The sequence below is a fragment of the Lactobacillus sp. M0403 genome (assembly GCF_016101265.1).
GTDB lineage: Bacteria > Bacillota > Bacilli > Lactobacillales > Lactobacillaceae > Lactobacillus > Lactobacillus apis.
In genome coordinates this window covers 291,561-307,454 of sequence record NZ_JACFQV010000001.1, presented here as the reverse complement: position 1 = coordinate 307,454, position 15,894 = coordinate 291,561, and the positions used below count along the sequence as shown (strand labels likewise).

The following is a 15,894-nucleotide window of genomic DNA, read 5'->3' as shown; positions in this document are numbered from 1 at the left end:
ATGCTATAAATGCTGTAATTAATTAATAATACTAAAATACTAAATGATAAGGGCAATTATTTTATTTAAACAAATTCTACTTACACTATAAAACTATATTCATTTTTTTTTTTTTTGTATATAGTGTTCAAACGTCGAAAACGTAGCGCTATTATTAATTATATCGTTCTTAATAACAGCTATATTGGGAGCAATAGAATAAATAAAAGTAAAACTAGTGTGAGGTTTTTAAGAGATGAGTAAAAATAGTTTTTACAAAAAAGTAATCGTTTCTGTTACCGGTGCTACATTGTTATCGGTTGGTTTAAGTCAAGTTCCAAATAATATTATGAGTAGTGCACCTACTGAGGTCAGTGCTGCTCAAAAGACTAAGGTAATTGGGGCTAATTCTGCTGTTTATAAACAAACAGGCAAAAAAGTTATTAAAACCAAGAAGATTATTAGTGTCGGCAAAAAGGTTCGCGTGTATGGTCAAAAGACAATCAATGGTAAGCTCTATTATAAGATTGGCAAAAACCAATATATCAAAGCTTCAAATGTTGATGGTAAAAAGCGTCATGCAGCTAAAAATACAGTTTTGTACACTAGAAGCGGTAAAGTAATTAAGAATAGTAAAGTTCGTAAGGGTCAGGGCGTTAAAATTTATGGTGGACAAGTAACCATAAAGGGTAAAAAATATTACTCAACAAAATATGGTTATATTAAAGTAAGTGCACTTGTTGGTAAGACACAGCCTGTTGAACCTGACAAGGGTGCAAATGATAATACACAAGATTCTACAGCAGGTACTGGTTCTACTTCAAATACCACAAATACTTCTACAGGATCCACTACGCCTAGCACTCCAGCAGTTGATGCATTAAAAGATAAGAAAGCAGCAGCTAATACTGAAGTTAAGAAGGCTGCAGAAGATGCAATTAATGCAATCAAGACTAGCCCTCTATCAGATGATGATCAGAAGGCTGCAATCGACCGTGTTAATAAGATTGCCCAAGCAGCAGCTGATACTATTAATAACGCGCAATCTGAAGCAGATATAAATGCGGCTAAAGATAGTGCTATTGCAGCTTCTCAACTTGAACCAAGCAAAATTGAAAGCACCGACTTAGCTTCAAAAGCAGGTGAATTTGTTACTAATACAGCAGGCGGTGATGCAACCAAGGTAAAAGCTGCAGTTGATAAGGCTAAGAAAGCAATTGCTAAGGCTGCAACAAAAGCTGATTTAGATAAGGCAGAAGCAGATTTACAAAATGACCTTAATGATGTAGTTCCTTTTGCAGAGCAAAAAGAAGCAACAGTTAGTGCAATTAAAACAACTGCCCAAGCAGCAAAAGATAAAATTAATAGTGATACAAGTCTATCAGATGATGATAAAGCAGAGGCAACTGCTTCAATTGATGCCGTAGTTGCCTCTGCTTTAGAAAAATATGATGATAAAACTCCTAGCGCTATAGAAGATGCTAAAACAACTGGAGATTTAGTTTCAACACTAAATGCGGTAAAAGCAGTATGTGATAAAGAATCAACTAATGAAGACGTATTAAAGGATAAGAAAGCAGCAGCTAGCACCGCTATTGATGATGCTGTAACAGATGCAACTAATGCAATTAATAGTAGTCCTTTATCAAATGATGATAAGAGTGCTGCAATTTCAAAAATTGATCAAATTGCTCAAGATGCAAAAGACAGCATTGAGAATGCAAAATCTGAACAAGAGATAACTGACGCTCAAACAGCCGCTATTGAAGCTTGTCAACTTGAGCCAAGTAGAATCGAAAGCTTAGATTTAGCAACAAAAGCAGGCGAATTCGTTACTAAGGCTGGTGGAGATTCAGCTAAAGTAACAGCTGCAGTAAACAAGGCAAAGGAAACAATTGCTAATGCAAAGACTCAAGCTGATTTAGATAAGGCTGAAACTGACTTACAAAGCGCCCTAAATGAAGTAGTTCCTTTTGAAAAACAACAAACAGCAGCAGTTAATGCAATTAATGAAGCAGCAAAAGCTGGTAAAGACAGATATAATAATGATCCACTTTTATCAGAAGATGAAAAAGAAGAAGCTAATGCTGCAATTGATGCTATTGTTGAATCTTCATTGAGCGATGTACAAAGTGCTACAAAAGCATCAGATTTAGTTACAGCAGTAAATACAGTGCAAGCAGCATGTGCACAAGTACCTACTGACTCAGAAAGTACACGTTAATCAGATACTTAAATTTATTCTTCAGTAGTCAAAAAATAAGTAAAAAGGCCATAGCTCATCTGCAATTGGTTAAATCTAAATGATTTAACCAATTAGGATGCTTAGGCCTTTTTGTGTTTAAAAAAGTAAATGCGTGTAAATTTATTAATAAGCAATAGCTGGTTATTAAGTGCTATTCTATAAACTTAGCAATAGTATATAAAGCAATATTATTAATACACTACACGTTTGAGTGCTTTTTAATTTATATTGTGGATATTTGATTACTTCTTTTAAACTATATAAATTTTTGATTATTCAAATATATCGTGTTGAAATCCTGGGCTTATAGGGCTACTATTAATTATATCGTTCTTGATACCAGTTATATTAGGGGCAATATATGTAATGTAAATCTAGTGTGAGGTTTTTGAAAATGAGTAAAAACAATTTTTACAAAAAAATGATTATTTCCGTTACCGGTGCAACTTTGCTATCGGTTGGTTTAAGTCAAGTTCCAAGCAATGAAATAGGTACTGTACCTACTGAAGTTAGTGCAGCTACCAAAACAAAGGTAATTGGTGCTAACTCAGCCGTTTATAAAAAGACTGGTAAAAAGACAAAGAAAGTTATTAAAGCTGGCAAAAAGATTCATGTTTATGGTCAGAAGACAATCAATGGTAAGCTTTATTACAAGATAGGCAAAAATGAATATATAAAGGCTTCAAATGTTGATGGTAAAAAGCTTAAGGCAGCCAAAAACACAGTTTTGTATACCAGAAGTGGTAAAGTTATCAAAAATAGTAAGGTTCGCAAAGGCCAAGGCATTAAAGTTTATGGCTCAGTCGTAACTATTAACGGTAAAAAGTATTACTCAACAAAATATGGTTATATCAAAGTTAGTGCATTGGCTAAGAAAGAAAAGCCTGTTCAACCTAACAATAATACTCAAAATTCAACCGGTAATAATTCTGGCTCAAACGGCTCAGGTAGCAATGGTTCAACTTCAAATGGCTCAGGCAGCAATGGTTCAACTTCAAACGGCTCAGGCAGCAACGGATCAACCTCAAATGGCTCAGGCAGCAATGGTTCAGCCTCAAATGGCTCAGGTAGTAATGGTTCAACTTCAAACGGCTCAGGCAGCAATAGTTCAACTTCAAACGGCTCAGGCAGCAACGGATCAACCTCAAACGGCTCAGGCAGCAATGGTTCAACCTCAAATGGCTCAGGTAGCAATGGTTCAACTTCAAACGGCTCAGGCAGCAACGAATCAACTTCAAATGGCTCAGGCAGCAATGGTTCAACTTCAAACGGCTCAGGCAGTAACGGATCAACCTCAAATGGCTCAGGCAGCAATGGTGCGACCCCAAACGGTTCAGCTGAACCCCAAAAATAGTAAATAACTATTAGCTACTCAAATTTATTGTTTAGTAGTTAAACAAAAAGGCTGTAAGTTTATCCCAAATTATTGAATCTAAATGATTTAAGTAATTAGGTGGCTTAGGCCTTTTTTATTAAAAAAACACAGCTTTTCTAAATTAATAGAATAGCTGTGTTTTAGTTTGTCTTATTTTAATGTGACTACTTTGCTACCGACTTTTTCGCTTGTGCCAACACATCCATGACCGTTATGCTATGATCATATAATTCCTCAGCGGCTTTAGTATCGTGGTTGTCAATGATCTTAACAAAGTCATTGAACTCACTAGCCATCCGGTGCTTGTAATGATTAAATTCAAAGATATCAGTATCACCATTTCTCAGCTCAATGCTGAAGCGATCAATTACACCAGTTGAACCATCAAAGAAAATTGAACCTTTTTCTCCCTCAATAAAGGAACGTGGAGTAGTGTAGCAATCTTTTGAGGCAATTAGACTAGCCTGCATTTCAGGATAAGTCAGATTTAGAATACCTGAAGTATCGATTCCTTTTTGCATCACAGGATAGTATTGCACGGCTTTTGGCTTGCCAAAAAGTCCAACGGCTAAATGAATATTATAGATATTTAAATCCATTAACGTGCCGCCGTCTTTTGCAGGATCAAAAACTGGTGCGATGTTTCCTTCTAGGAAATCATCATAGCGACTAGAATACTGCGTGTAATTAAGGCTAGCAATATGGATAGGCGCAATTTTAGAAAGAGCACGTTTAATTGCTAAGTAATTTTCTAAATGAATATTAGTGATTGCTTCAACGATAATGACGTGATGTTCATCAGCTAATTTTTTCAATTCCCTTGCTTCAGCAACCGTTGCAACGTATGGTTTTTCACAAATCACGTTTTTGCCATTCAAGATAGCCTGTTTAACTACATCGTAATGTAAAGAGTTAGGGACAGCAACATAGACAGTATCGACATTTGGGTCACGATAGAGCTCGTCATTATCGGAAAAAACTTCAGCAATCTGATATTGCTCAGCTAAATCCTGTGCAATTTGTTTGCTGCGTGGAGTGGTTGAAATAGCTGCTAGTTCTAAGTCGGCTATTTTATCCGCAGTTGTCAAAAAATCATGAACAATTTTTCCACTACCAATAATTCCTAGCTTCATCGATATCCTCCATTAAATCTACTTTGATTTTGCCTTCTTGGCATTTATAACCTCATCGGGTAGTTTAAGATCATTATACCCATCAAAGTGATTTGTGGATATGGTCTCACTAAATTTCATTAATTTTGCCAATTTTAAGGTAACATTGCCAGTATAGCCAACAAGTTTTTCATCTTTAATTGTGTAGGCAAATTGGATGTTGGTAAACTTGACACTTTTCTTGAACTCTTTAATTTCTTTCTTACTAAATTTAGCTTTTTTGTAAAACTCTAGGAATAGCTTTTTCATTTTAGGTGCACTTACATTAACAGTTAGGGTGTACACGCCATCTTGATCTGGTCCAGACAATTCACTATTGTCATCTAGAGCTTTAATAAATAAATCACTGGTTTTGGTATATGTCTTAGGATCGCTCAAGAGATTAAATAATTGAGCCTCTGCACCTTTAGGCTTCTTTTTTGAAGGCTTTGGTAAGGACGTGTATTCCCATTTACCCTTATTTTTGCTATAAAGACGATTAGTTTCTTCTGAAGTCCACATTTCCTCAGTTTCACTCGTTTTTTTGCCGTAGCTAGTCTGTAGTGTTACATGAGCTAGGGCAGGCTTAATTTTTAATTCACTATTTATCTTGAATATAATTGGCTTTTCCTTGTTAACTTTTACATCAAAAGTAGCATCTAAGCCTGCACTTTGGGTTTCTGGTGAACCTTTTTTAACAATTGATACTGCTTGTTCTTTATCAAGAGCAGCCGAAACGCTGTGTGTTTGACTTAGCCCACCTGCTAGGAAGGCTAAGGTTAATAATATACTAGAAATAACTTTTTTAGTTTTCATAATTTTTCTCCTTGTTTAATCTTAATTTAATTCTGATTTTACAGTAATTAATTGGTCTAGTCTATTCTTTTCGAGAAAAAAACACTATTTCTTCAAGAAATAGTGCTCTTTTTTATAAATTTAAATTATTTTTTCTTATTTTCTTTTGGTAGTGGCTTACCATCTAGCGCATTGTTAGGAACCTTCAGGAAGTCGTGGCGACCAAAGTTACTATAACTTTGCCCTGCACTCATTTTCATCATCTTCCCAATTTTGAGGTTAACGGTGTAACTGAAAGTGGATAACTTAGAGCCTTTTACTACTAGCTTCACGGTCATATCTTCAAATTTACCAACTTTAGCTAGCTTTTGATAGATTTTTTGCTGCTGCGGACTTTGGGTATTAGTTGTAAAGATTGGTGCAACTGCAGCTTTCATGATCTTTTTATCAGTGATTTTTGCTGTTAACGTGTAGGTTTTACCAGAACGCTTCATCTTATAAGCATCAGTTAAACCCTTAGGTGGATTTATTAACATTTCGTTGTTCAAAACTGCATCTAAAACGTCGGCATATGAGTGACCAGACATTTTTTCAATTTCAGTTTTGTACCATGTGCTTTGACCATTGATGTAAAGATTACCAGTGTTGCTAATCCATTCATCCATGTTATGAGTTTTACCCTTAGCTTCTGTTTGGTAGTTAACGTGGAATACGGTTGGGTCACCACCGAATGAATAGTTAGAAGCAACGATTTGACTAGAAGTGTCGGTTTTCAAATTAACAATTTGCTTTGCTTCACCACTCTTGAAGGACTTCTGTGATTTTTGAATGACTTGCGTTTTAGTTAAAATTGGATCGGCTTGCTTTTTTTGTTTAGAGCAACCACTAGAAATTAGTGCAACGACAACGCCTATACTTAACAATACTTTTTTGAATTTCATCTTGGTTAGATATTCTCTTTCCTTATATTCATTAATATCTCTATTGTATCGTAAATCAAAAATTTAAAAAACGATTTTTAGCTCTAAACCCTATGAAAACAAAATTTAAATGTGTAAAATAGTAAGTGAAGCTTTTAATTTGCAAAGGAGATATTTTTTCATGTCGAAATTAGTTTTAATTCGTCACGGCCAAAGTGAATGGAACCTTGAAAACAAGTTCACTGGTTGGGTTGATGTTAACTTGTCAGAAAAAGGTGTAGAAGAAGCAAAGAATGCGGGTAAGTTAATTAAGGAGCACGGCCTCAAATTTGACCAAGCTTATACCTCAGTTTTGACTCGTGCAATCAAGACTTTGCACTTCGCTTTAGAAGAAAGTGGTCAACTTTGGGTTCCTGAAACTAAATCATGGAGACTTAACGAACGTCACTATGGTGGTTTACAAGGCTTAAACAAAGAAGCAACTGCTGAAAAATATGGTGACGAACAAGTTCACATTTGGCGTCGTTCATACGATGTTTTGCCACCAAAGCTTGAAGATGATTCAGAGTTTAGTCAAGTACATGACCGTCGTTATGCAGATCTTGACCCACACATCATTCCTCGGACTGAAAACTTAAAGGTTTGTCTTGAACGAGTAATGCCATTCTGGGAAGATCGTATTGCACCAGACCTATTGGCTGGTAAGAACGTTATCATCGCTGCTCACGGTAACTCACTTCGTGCTTTAACTAAGTACATTGAAAACATTTCTGATGAAGACATCATGAACCTAGAAATGAAGACTGGTGAACCAGTAGTTTACACATTCGATGAAAAATTAAACGTTACTAACAAAGAAAAGTTAGACGACTAATTTAACTTTGAACTAAAAAGCCATTTCGAAATTATTTTCGAAGTGGTTTTTTGCTATCATGCAAAAATCTGACAAACTAAGGTATTTGTAGAAGTTGGTATTATGAAAAGAGTAACTTCAGTAGAAGCTAAATTAAAAGTGGGAACGACGGTTCCGTTTTTAGTTAACTGTGATTATCAATTTGAATTGTTGGTATTGAAATGTCAAAACAAGTATCAAACTGGAAAGGCACTATTTAATGAACTAATTGGCTATCGCCTAGCAAGAGCTTTGTCCCTACCTGTCCCTGAGCAGCAACTAATTTATTTATCTCAAGACATGATTGATGCAAATAAACAGCTTCAAGAGATCAATGCTCAAGCTGGTATTTGTTTTGCTTCTAGATGGATTAATGCAACATCAGGCGCATGTCCTAACTTTTTCAGACATGCAACTAACAAGGAAGATTTTGCAGGCATTTTATTAATCGACCAGCTTTTGGAAAACATTGATCGTGGAGCAAATCGTGGTAATTGGCTTTTTGAAAAAGAAACGAAAAGAATTGTCTTAATTGACTTTGGTGCCATTTTTAGAATTGCTCAGATTTGGGATCAATATAGCTTATCACAGGATATGGAAATGCCGCTGACTGTTTTAGAGGAACTGAATGGTCCACTTTATCAAGCAATGATAAAGCAGATTAAAGGAAAACAGGCTTTTGCAAAAATAGAGCAAAGGATTGATGACCTTTCCGATGATGCTAAAGCAGATATTTTTAGAGAGATTCCTTTAACGGATTGGGGCATTACTAACGAAGACTTACAGGCAGCTAAAAAGTTTATTTACTTCCAGCTTAATCGCTGTCAGGAAATTGTTGCTGTTTTACAAGAACACTTTAAGCTTTAGGTAAGGGTGAAAAATAATGCAGAAAGTAAAAATTTACTATTCAGTTCTACAATACGTACCAAGTGAAATTAGGCAAGAGCGGCTTAATGTCGGGATTGCGTTTCATGTGCCCAATTTACAGATAGCTAAATTTGTTTATACAAATGATATAAATCGTCTTGCCACATTTGATAAGGAATGGGATGAGGAATTTTATACGATTACTATGCAGGCTTTAGCCGAAAACATTTCTTCCAAATCGACTTCGCGAGAAGATGAATTACTTATTGTGGAATCAGACGAATACTTAAAGGCAAAAACAGAGTATTTGGCAAATGAATTTCAATTTAGGGATGTTGCCAGTCTGGCTTCTGACAAAGAAAATATCGAAGCAGATATTGCGAGGTTAGCCCAAGTGTTCCTTTAAACTAATTATCAGTTCTACTAAAAAGTGCAGCTATAAAAGAACCTCTAATAAATAGACTATAGGTCTAAATATTAGGGGCTCTTTTACTTTTTAATGGTTATTCGTTAGTTTTTAGTCATCTTCATTAAGGTTTAAGACAGCATCGAAAACACTTTGAGGCAATTTAATATCGCTTTTGACTGCTTGACGCTTGTTTAAACTTTGCCGACGCAATAGTTGTTGCTTTTTAGAAATGCTCCGCTTTTCACCGTTAACAGCTGCATTTTTACGTAGTGGGGGAACATCCACACGAGCAATTGATTTGTTTTCAACCATTGCTTGAACCGGCATTGGATAAAGACGACGTGGCACAGTGTATTTTAGTTTTTCAACCAGTCTATGTGCAATTTTGTCTGCATTTTGGCGCGGCACAATGATGTCGAGTGCATCGACGGCTGCGTAGTTAATCTGAATTTGAATTTTGACCACATCAACAAGTTCATAATCAAGAAATTCAGTATCTAGTGTTGCGTAACCATGAGTAATTGATTTTAAGCTGTTGAAAAAGTTATAGGCAATTTCAGAAACAGGCAACTTATAGGTTAATGTGACTAAATCCTGTTGGTTATCGAGATCAACCATTTCACCAAAATGTTGGTCGCAAAGTTTCATTACGGCACCAAGATAGCTTTCTGGCGTGGTGATGACCGCTTTAACATAAGACTCAGTCACGTAATCAATTTCTGAGAAGTCAGGGAATTTAGCTGGATTAGTGATGGTCAGGTATTCTTGCTTTGGATCAGGTGACTTCAAATAGACGTGGTAAGTAGCGTTTGGTGCAGTTGTTAGTACCTCAACGTGGTACTCGTCACGCAAACGTTCCTGAATAATTTGTAAGTGGAAAATTCCCAAGAAGCCGCACCGGAAACCGGCATCAAGAGCCTCTGATTGTTCAGGTGTGTAGTGAAAAGCCGAATCATTAAGTGCGAGCTTGCTGATGGCCTGCTTCAGTGCTTCATAGCTGGTATCGCCTTTAGGGTAAAGTCCGGCGTAAACCATTGACTGTGCTGGCTTAAAGTTAGGAAAAGCTTGTGCTGTTGGATTAGCTGCATCAGTTAGGGTTTCACCTACTTGAACAGCAGCCACGTCCTTTAGACCGGTAACTAAGTATCCAACTTCGCCAGTTTCTAGTTTTTCAACAGGCTTCATGTTAGGTGTAAAAATCCCAACGGCTTGAGCATTAAAGGTTTCGCCTTGACTCATCAATTTCAATTTCTGCTGGGTGGTTAGTTGACCATCAATCATTCTTACTTCAGCGACGATTCCTTGATATGGGTCGTATTGGGAGTCAAAAACGAGTGCCTTGAGCGGAGCCTTGGGGTCGCCAGTTGGAGCTGGAATCTTTTGATAAATTGCTTCCAGAACGTCATGCACATTTTTACCTGTTTTAGCAGAAATTTTCAAAATATCGCAATCCTCAAATTCAGGACGGAGTGCGCGAATTTGTTTTTCAGTTGCTACAACGTCTGCAGATAAACTATCAATTTTGTTGATAACTGGAATAATGGTTAAATGATGTTTTACTGCCAGTCGCAGGTTGGCAATTGTTTGCGCTTGAACACCTTGAGTGGCGTCCACAAGCAAAATCGCACCGTCACTAGCGGCAAGACTTTTTGAAACTTCGTAAGAAAAATCAACGTGTCCAGGTGTATCAATCAAATTATATTCATATTCCTGACCATCATCGCCATGATAAAAGTTACGCACAGAACGCGATTTGACAGTTACACCATGTGCTTGTTCAACTTCCATGCTGTCTAATAATTGGGCACTAAGTTCACGCTCACTCACTGTTTCGGTTTGTTCCATTATTCGATCGGCAAGAGTAGATTTACCGTGATCAATGTGAGCAATAATGGCAAAATTACGGATATTTGCAGTTTTCATTTTCAATTATCTCTCCAATTCTTTTTGCAATCCTTGTAGATAAAACTCGAGCAGTTGGTTTGCTTCTGTTTCTAAATCAATTTGAAATTCTTTAAAATCCACTGGCAGTTGGTCATGATGAAATTCATCAAGATTCATCATATTCATTAAGCCGCTAATAATTGCACTTTGAATTACAAAAATATGGCTAGCTTTTTTAGCCGATAATTCTGTAATACTATTTGCAATTGCCTGACCAAGTTCTTGACTGATTTGGTAGAGAGCAGCTCTTCCGGCAAGCGTCTGTTCACGGTCAGCAGCTGCTTCCAAGATGGGTGCGCGCAGTGCATTAAGCCGCAGTAAATCAGCCTTTTCGTGAATTAAATAGTGATTTTGCTTTAATAAAAAAGCAGTAAGGTGGTCCCAAGTAGTAATTTGGGGACCATTTTGCCAGTCGAATAAGACCTCTTTTAAATAGTTTTGGTAGCCGGATAAAAGAAGGTACATAAAAATATTTTCTTTGGTTTTAAAGTAGTTAAATAATGTACCTTTTGCTACGCCAGATTCATTGGCAATTTGTGCCATTGAGATTTCGTTAAAATCGTGTTCTTGAAAAAGCTTGCTCGCAGCTGTTGCAATCAGCTGTTTTTTGGCTTGTTTTTCTTCAGGAGTTAAGACGTGCATAAATGTCTCCTTTTAATAATGACCAACGGTCATTTTACAAGTCGGTCGAAATTTTGGCAAGCAAAAATACCCATTAAAAGTCAAAAAATAAAAATTTAAAAATAAAACGTAAAAGATAAAAGTTTTAAAATAAAACGTAAAAGATAAAAGTTTTAAAATAAAAAATAAAACGTAAAAATTAAAAAGCGCTTGACTTAAAGTGCACTTGAAGGAATATCGTAAAGTTGTTAAAAATAATAGGTTAACTAGGAGTAATGATGACTGCAAAAGAACATTATCGTATTGGTCAATTCAGTGAATTGACGCATTTGACACCATCGACTTTACGCTACTACGAGCAAGAAGAATTACTTGTTCCTAAAAGAGATAAAACTGGGCAACGTTACTATACAGATGATGATCTCAGCTGGCTTGAGTTTGTTTTACATCTAAAAGGTACTGGAATGACAATTCCGCAATTAAAAGAGTACATCCAGCTGCGTGCCCAAGGGGATGCAACTATTCCACAGCGGCTAGCTTTGTTAAAAGAAGTTCAAACTAGTGCTGAGGAAAGATTGCTAGAGCTGAAGAGCAGTATGAAAGTGCTTGGACAAAAAATCGACTGGTACCAGGCAAAGCAGGATCACAGCATTGCTGACGACGAAACTTTTGCAGTTTATCTAAAACAGATTGGAGAGACTAAGAATGACAAATAATGAAGAAAGCGTCAAAAAAGGTTTGTTTCCTTTAGGCGAAAAGAATGAAGCATATCAAAAATATTTCATTGGTCAAAGTTACTTAGAGAATTTAGTTGCAGATTCTGCATTAAATGTTGGTGTTTCGAATGTTAGCTTTGAGCCGGGATGCCGCAACAATTGGCATAAGCACAACAATGGTTTCCAGATTTTAATTGCAACTGCTGGTGAGGGCTGGTATCAAGAAGAGAATAAGCCAGCACAGAAATTACATCCTGGGGATGTAGTGGTAGTTCACGATGGGGTCAAGCATTGGCACGGTGCTACTAAAGATAGTTGGTTTGCGCATCTTGCAATTACAGCAGGAACGCCAGAGTGGCTAGAACCTGTAACAGATGAATATTATCAAGGATTGGAGAACTAATTATGAAAAAACAAACAGCAGGACGTGATAATTTAGGTGAATTTGCTCCTAAATTTGCAGAATTAAATGATGATGTTTTATTTGGTGAAGTTTGGTCTCGCGAAAAGCAGCTGCCAGCACGTGATCGCAGCTTGATTACTTGTGCTGCTTTGATGGCCAAAGGAGCATATCCACAATTAAAATCGCATATGGGTATTGCAAAAACTAATGGCGTCACCAAAGAAGAAATGGTAGAACTAATTACTCATTTAGCCTTTTATTGTGGCTGGCCTAATGCGTGGACTGCCTTTGATTTAGCTAAAGAAGTTTACGGCGAATAATTATAAAAAGTCTCTAAATTAAGGCGCAAAAATTCAGTTTTAATCATTTCAATCCTGTCCGCATAAATGTTAGAATTGGCTTAACCGCTTATAGCTAGGAGAGACGAATATGACAAAGAAAATTCTGATTTTGCATACTGGTGGGACTATTTCAATGTCTGAAGATGCAGATGGTAATATTAAACCGAATGACCAAAATCCACTTACTGCCATTCAGGTAGAGAATAAAGGCGAAGTTGAATTAGTGACGGAAGAAATTTTTAATGTACCGTCACCGCATATGACACCCCAAAGAATGCTTGAACTTTCTTTACGAATTCGTCGTGCTGAAGCAGAAGGCTTTTTTGGCGCAGTTGTTACCCATGGCACCGATACGCTTGAAGAAACAGCAATCTTTTTAGATTTAACTATTTCAAGTAAAATGCCAGTTGTGGTAACTGGTGCAATGCGCTCGTCTAATGAAGTGGGTAGCGACGGTTTATATAACTTTAGAACTGCGATTACAGTTGCCAGTTCACCTGAATCAGTGGGTAAAGGTGTAGTAGTGGTAATGAACGATGAGATTCATTCAGCTCGCTATGTGACAAAAACTCATACCACCAATGTTGCAACTTTCCGTACACCAACTTTTGGTCCAATTGGAATTGTTTCCGAAGGGCATGTTAATTATGTTCAAACAATTAAGCCACAAGCACACGAACCAATTGATCACGTTGTCTCAAATGTTTATCTGGTTAAAGCCTACGCTGGAATGGATACAGAACTACTCCACGCATTAAACAAGCCGGAAACTAACGGCATTGTGATTGAAGCTTTGGGTGCCGGAAACATGCCACCAGAGACTTTGCCTGAGCTGCAATCTTTAATTGACCACAATATCCCGCTAGTCTTAGTATCCCGCTGCTTCAACGGAATTGCTGAACCAGTTTACGACTACGAGGGCGGCGGCGTTAACCTTGCTAAAATGGGTATCATTTTCTGTCGTGGATTAACCGGACCAAAAGCTAGAATCAAACTGCTAGTTGGTCTTAGCGCCGGACTTAAGGGTGAGGAATTAAAGAAATATCTCAATAACTAACATTGAGTTTCGCTTAGATGAATATAAAAATATCTTGGTAAAAAGAAGGAAGGTAACTTCCTTCTTTTTTGCATAGTTATAAATTGAAAAATATAAATACAATTTATGACAAAATTTCTGATTTAAGCTCATTAAAAAGAGTCTATGTGATTTACGGAACAAATGACAAAAGTGCTTTTTGTTTAAATAATTAGGACAATTTTTAAAATTAATCATTCCAAAAGTAATATTAGTGATAAAATTAACTTATTAATGAAAGTGATTACAAAAAAGAAGAAGGATAGAATCATGATTTATCAAAAAGATACTAAATGGGATGCTAATTACGATGTTGTTGTACTAGGCTTTGGTGGTGCTGGTGCAACTGCTGCTCGTTTTGCAGCTGATAGTGGCTCAAAAGTACTGCTTGTTGATGCAGCACCAGAAGGTCATGAAGGAGGCAACACACGTTATTCGGCCCAATTAATCGGAACTGGTAATGATTTTGATGAGTTAAAGAAGTACTACAAGAACTTGACTGCACCAATGTCACTTGACGAAGAGATGATTGATACTTACGTTAAAGGGATGGTTAACACACCAAACTATGTCACAAAATATTTGGGTGTAAAACCATGTAGTGCAAAACAATACGCACCTGAACGTTTGCATCATGCTTACGAAGAATTTCCAGAATTTGAAGGATCAGAATCCTATGATTTCACAACTGTTCGCGAATCTTGGTTTGACGCAGCTTTATGGAAAATCTTAAGAGCAAAAGTAGTTGAACGTAAGGACAATATTGATGTTATGTACAGCACACCTGCCAAGGAACTGATTCAAGACCCTGAAACACGTAAGATTGAAGGAGTTTTGATTGAGCGCGAAGGTAAGTTGCTTAAGGTTCAAGCTAAAAATGGTGTGGTAATGACAACGGGTGGTTTTGAAAATAACCAAACCATGGTTGAAGATTATCTTGGCGCCAAGAGATTAGCACCTTTAGGTACTCTTTATAACAAAGGTGACGGCATCAAGATGGCTGAACAAGTTGGTGCAGACTTCTGGCACATGCACAACTTTGAATCACTTGGCTTACTTCACGGAATGGCTTTTGCGGTGCCAAAGGGTGAACGTGGTCGTCTGATGCTTGGTGCACAAAATATTGCTGTTGCTCATGGTAGTTCATTTGTTATTGGTGATGATGGTACAAGATACTTCGATGAGGCTGAAGAAAACCGTCATGGTCACATTAAGAACCATGGTCAATGGAAAGTGCCAATTAATCAAGAGCACCCATACCTAATTTTTGATGAAGCTAAAAAGGCAGAATTGGATGCAGACCCAATTATTGGTAGCTATCCAGTATACAAGGAAAATGTAGTTAAGGCCGACTCTGTAGAAGAACTAGCAGATAAGATTAAGGTAGATCCTGCTATTTTGAAAGATTCATTGGAACGCTTCAACAAAGCTGCTCAAACTGGTGATGATCCTGAGTTCCGTCGTGATCCAAAGACTATGCGTGTGTTTGCTGATGGCCCAATTTATGCTATTCAAATGGAGCAGACAATGCTTAACACCCAAGGTGGTGCAAGAAGAAATGCTCAAGCTGAAATTTTAGATACTAAGGGTCAACCAATTCCACACCTATATTCAGCTGGTGAATTTGGTGGCATTTGTGCAAATCAATATCAAGGTGGTAACAACATTGCTGAGTGTTTGATTTGGGGTAAGATTGCTGGTGAAAATGCTGCTAAGGCTAAGGACGATGTTACTGTTGATGCAGCAACTGGTGCTTCTAGTCATGATGTTCACTTAACTTCTGACCTTAACCATGAAACTTTTGAAACTGGCAAAGATCAATACATTGGTAGAACAAATGGCGGTATGGGCGGCGAAATCGTCGTTCGTGTTACTGCAGACAAGGACAAGAACTTGAAGAAGATTGAGGTCCTGAAACAAGCAGAATCCGAAGACTATGGCTTAAAGGCTGTTAAGACATTGCCTGAAGAAATGGTTAAGCAAAATAAAGTTGATGTTGATGCAGTTTCTGGTGCTTCAAGCACAAGCCGCGGACTAAAAGATGCGGTTAATGACGCATTAAGTAAAATCGATAAATAATTCAAAAATGAAAAGGCCATTTGTTAGGATGGCCTTTTTCTGTACAATTACTTTAATACCAATCCAATAACTTATATTAATT

15 protein-coding genes and 1 pseudogene are annotated in these 15,894 nt (G+C 37.1%); 10 read left to right on the top strand and 6 right to left on the bottom strand.

Translation table 11 applies throughout. From position 1 onward, the window contains the following. The first annotated feature begins 235 nt into the window (after nucleotides 1–235). Together H3T48_RS01340 and H3T48_RS08935 are read left to right on the top strand one after the other, a co-directional pair. Nucleotides 236–2,203 carry a DUF1542 domain-containing protein gene (locus tag H3T48_RS01340; protein ID WP_198187924.1) on the top strand — a complete coding sequence of 656 codons (1,968 nt, stop codon included), beginning with the start codon at nucleotides 236–238 and terminating at the stop codon, nucleotides 2,201–2,203. 415 nt (nucleotides 2,204–2,618) lie between these two features. After that, nucleotides 2,619–3,074, top strand: a pseudogene (locus H3T48_RS08935) (SLAP domain-containing protein); the annotation flags it as partial. A gap of 43 nt (nucleotides 3,075–3,117) precedes the next feature. Here the strand turns inward: H3T48_RS08935 and H3T48_RS08930 are convergent. The 4 genes from H3T48_RS08930 to H3T48_RS01320 all read right to left on the bottom strand — a co-directional run bounded on the left by H3T48_RS08930 (nucleotide 3,118) and on the right by H3T48_RS01320 (nucleotide 6,486). Further along, nucleotides 3,118–3,396 (bottom strand): hypothetical protein, encoded by a 279-nt coding sequence (locus H3T48_RS08930; protein ID WP_370567513.1) that lies wholly within the window; start codon nucleotides 3,394–3,396, stop codon nucleotides 3,118–3,120. Between the two features lie 367 nt (nucleotides 3,397–3,763). Then, nucleotides 3,764–4,732, bottom strand: a complete 969-nt coding sequence (locus tag H3T48_RS01330) for a Gfo/Idh/MocA family protein (protein WP_198187922.1) — start codon at nucleotides 4,730–4,732, stop codon at nucleotides 3,764–3,766. A gap of 18 nt (nucleotides 4,733–4,750) precedes the next feature. After that, nucleotides 4,751–5,566, bottom strand: coding sequence for a hypothetical protein (locus H3T48_RS01325; protein WP_198187921.1), 816 nt, complete (start codon nucleotides 5,564–5,566; stop codon nucleotides 4,751–4,753). Between the two features lie 125 nt (nucleotides 5,567–5,691). Further along, entirely contained in the window at nucleotides 5,692–6,486 is a 795-nt protein-coding gene (locus H3T48_RS01320) for a DUF6612 family protein (RefSeq protein ID WP_198187920.1), read from the bottom strand. Nucleotides 6,487–6,646: 160 nt separating this feature from the next. Here H3T48_RS01320 and H3T48_RS01315 point away from each other — a divergent pair, with 160 nt between their 5' ends. From H3T48_RS01315 to H3T48_RS01305, 3 genes are all read left to right on the top strand, one after another. After that, nucleotides 6,647–7,339, top strand: coding sequence for a 2,3-diphosphoglycerate-dependent phosphoglycerate mutase (locus H3T48_RS01315; RefSeq protein WP_198187919.1), 693 nt, complete (start codon nucleotides 6,647–6,649; stop codon nucleotides 7,337–7,339). Nucleotides 7,340–7,441: 102 nt separating this feature from the next. Then, nucleotides 7,442–8,224: a HipA family kinase gene (locus H3T48_RS01310; protein ID WP_198187917.1), complete on the top strand. Its 783-nt coding sequence runs from the start codon at nucleotides 7,442–7,444 to the stop codon at nucleotides 8,222–8,224. A gap of 16 nt (nucleotides 8,225–8,240) precedes the next feature. Then, a complete protein-coding gene (locus H3T48_RS01305; protein ID WP_198187915.1) occupies nucleotides 8,241–8,630 on the top strand; it encodes a DUF3037 domain-containing protein in 390 nt (129 codons plus the stop codon). Between the two features lie 111 nt (nucleotides 8,631–8,741). On the opposite strand, the gene lepA is transcribed toward H3T48_RS01305, so the two are convergent. Further along, on the bottom strand, nucleotides 8,742–10,556 hold the full coding sequence (lepA, locus tag H3T48_RS01300; RefSeq protein ID WP_198187913.1) for a translation elongation factor 4: 1,815 nt from the start codon (nucleotides 10,554–10,556) through the stop codon (nucleotides 8,742–8,744). 6 nt (nucleotides 10,557–10,562) lie between these two features. Continuing rightward, nucleotides 10,563–11,219, bottom strand: a complete 657-nt coding sequence (locus tag H3T48_RS01295) for a TetR/AcrR family transcriptional regulator (RefSeq protein ID WP_198187911.1) — start codon at nucleotides 11,217–11,219, stop codon at nucleotides 10,563–10,565. A gap of 257 nt (nucleotides 11,220–11,476) precedes the next feature. Between H3T48_RS01295 and H3T48_RS01290 the strand changes: the two genes are divergently transcribed. The 5 genes from H3T48_RS01290 to H3T48_RS01270 all read left to right on the top strand — a co-directional run bounded on the left by H3T48_RS01290 (nucleotide 11,477) and on the right by H3T48_RS01270 (nucleotide 15,812). Continuing rightward, nucleotides 11,477–11,914, top strand: coding sequence for a MerR family transcriptional regulator (locus H3T48_RS01290; protein ID WP_198187909.1), 438 nt, complete (start codon nucleotides 11,477–11,479; stop codon nucleotides 11,912–11,914). Further along, complete coding sequence (locus tag H3T48_RS01285; RefSeq protein ID WP_198187907.1) at nucleotides 11,904–12,317, top strand: cupin domain-containing protein; 414 nt, start codon at nucleotides 11,904–11,906, stop codon at nucleotides 12,315–12,317. The genes H3T48_RS01290 and H3T48_RS01285 overlap by 11 nt, the downstream gene beginning before the upstream one ends. Further along, on the top strand, nucleotides 12,317–12,637 hold the full coding sequence (locus tag H3T48_RS01280) for a carboxymuconolactone decarboxylase family protein (RefSeq protein WP_198188309.1): 321 nt from the start codon (nucleotides 12,317–12,319) through the stop codon (nucleotides 12,635–12,637). Before H3T48_RS01285 ends, H3T48_RS01280 begins: the two co-directional genes overlap by 1 nt. Nucleotides 12,638–12,746: 109 nt before the next feature. Next, a complete protein-coding gene (locus H3T48_RS01275; protein ID WP_198187905.1) occupies nucleotides 12,747–13,715 on the top strand; it encodes an asparaginase in 969 nt (322 codons plus the stop codon). A 252-nt stretch (nucleotides 13,716–13,967) separates the two neighbouring features. Further along, a complete protein-coding gene (locus H3T48_RS01270; RefSeq protein ID WP_232349831.1) occupies nucleotides 13,968–15,812 on the top strand; it encodes an FAD-binding protein in 1,845 nt (614 codons plus the stop codon). The last annotated feature ends 82 nt before the right edge of the window (nucleotides 15,813–15,894 follow it).

Excerpts from the sequence above, each read along its gene's own strand:
- H3T48_RS01310 (WP_198187917.1), top strand. The coding sequence starts at position 7,442 with ATGAAAAGAGTAACTTCAGTAGAAGCTAAATTAAAAGTGGGAACGACG.
- H3T48_RS01285 (WP_198187907.1), top strand. The coding sequence starts at position 11,904 with ATGACAAATAATGAAGAAAGCGTCAAAAAAGGTTTGTTTCCTTTAGGC.
- lepA (WP_198187913.1), bottom strand. The coding sequence starts at position 10,556 with ATGAAAACTGCAAATATCCGTAATTTTGCCATTATTGCTCACATTGAT.
- H3T48_RS01270 (WP_232349831.1), top strand. The coding sequence starts at position 13,968 with ATGAAAGTGATTACAAAAAAGAAGAAGGATAGAATCATGATTTATCAA.
- H3T48_RS01320 (WP_198187920.1), bottom strand. The coding sequence starts at position 6,486 with ATGAAATTCAAAAAAGTATTGTTAAGTATAGGCGTTGTCGTTGCACTA.
- H3T48_RS01325 (WP_198187921.1), bottom strand. The coding sequence starts at position 5,566 with ATGAAAACTAAAAAAGTTATTTCTAGTATATTATTAACCTTAGCCTTC.
- H3T48_RS01275 (WP_198187905.1), top strand. The coding sequence starts at position 12,747 with ATGACAAAGAAAATTCTGATTTTGCATACTGGTGGGACTATTTCAATG.
- H3T48_RS01315 (WP_198187919.1), top strand. The coding sequence starts at position 6,647 with ATGTCGAAATTAGTTTTAATTCGTCACGGCCAAAGTGAATGGAACCTT.
- H3T48_RS01305 (WP_198187915.1), top strand. The coding sequence starts at position 8,241 with ATGCAGAAAGTAAAAATTTACTATTCAGTTCTACAATACGTACCAAGT.
- H3T48_RS01330 (WP_198187922.1), bottom strand. The coding sequence starts at position 4,732 with ATGAAGCTAGGAATTATTGGTAGTGGAAAAATTGTTCATGATTTTTTG.
- H3T48_RS01295 (WP_198187911.1), bottom strand. The coding sequence starts at position 11,219 with ATGCACGTCTTAACTCCTGAAGAAAAACAAGCCAAAAAACAGCTGATT.
- H3T48_RS01340 (WP_198187924.1), top strand. The coding sequence starts at position 236 with ATGAGTAAAAATAGTTTTTACAAAAAAGTAATCGTTTCTGTTACCGGT.
- H3T48_RS01290 (WP_198187909.1), top strand. The coding sequence starts at position 11,477 with ATGACTGCAAAAGAACATTATCGTATTGGTCAATTCAGTGAATTGACG.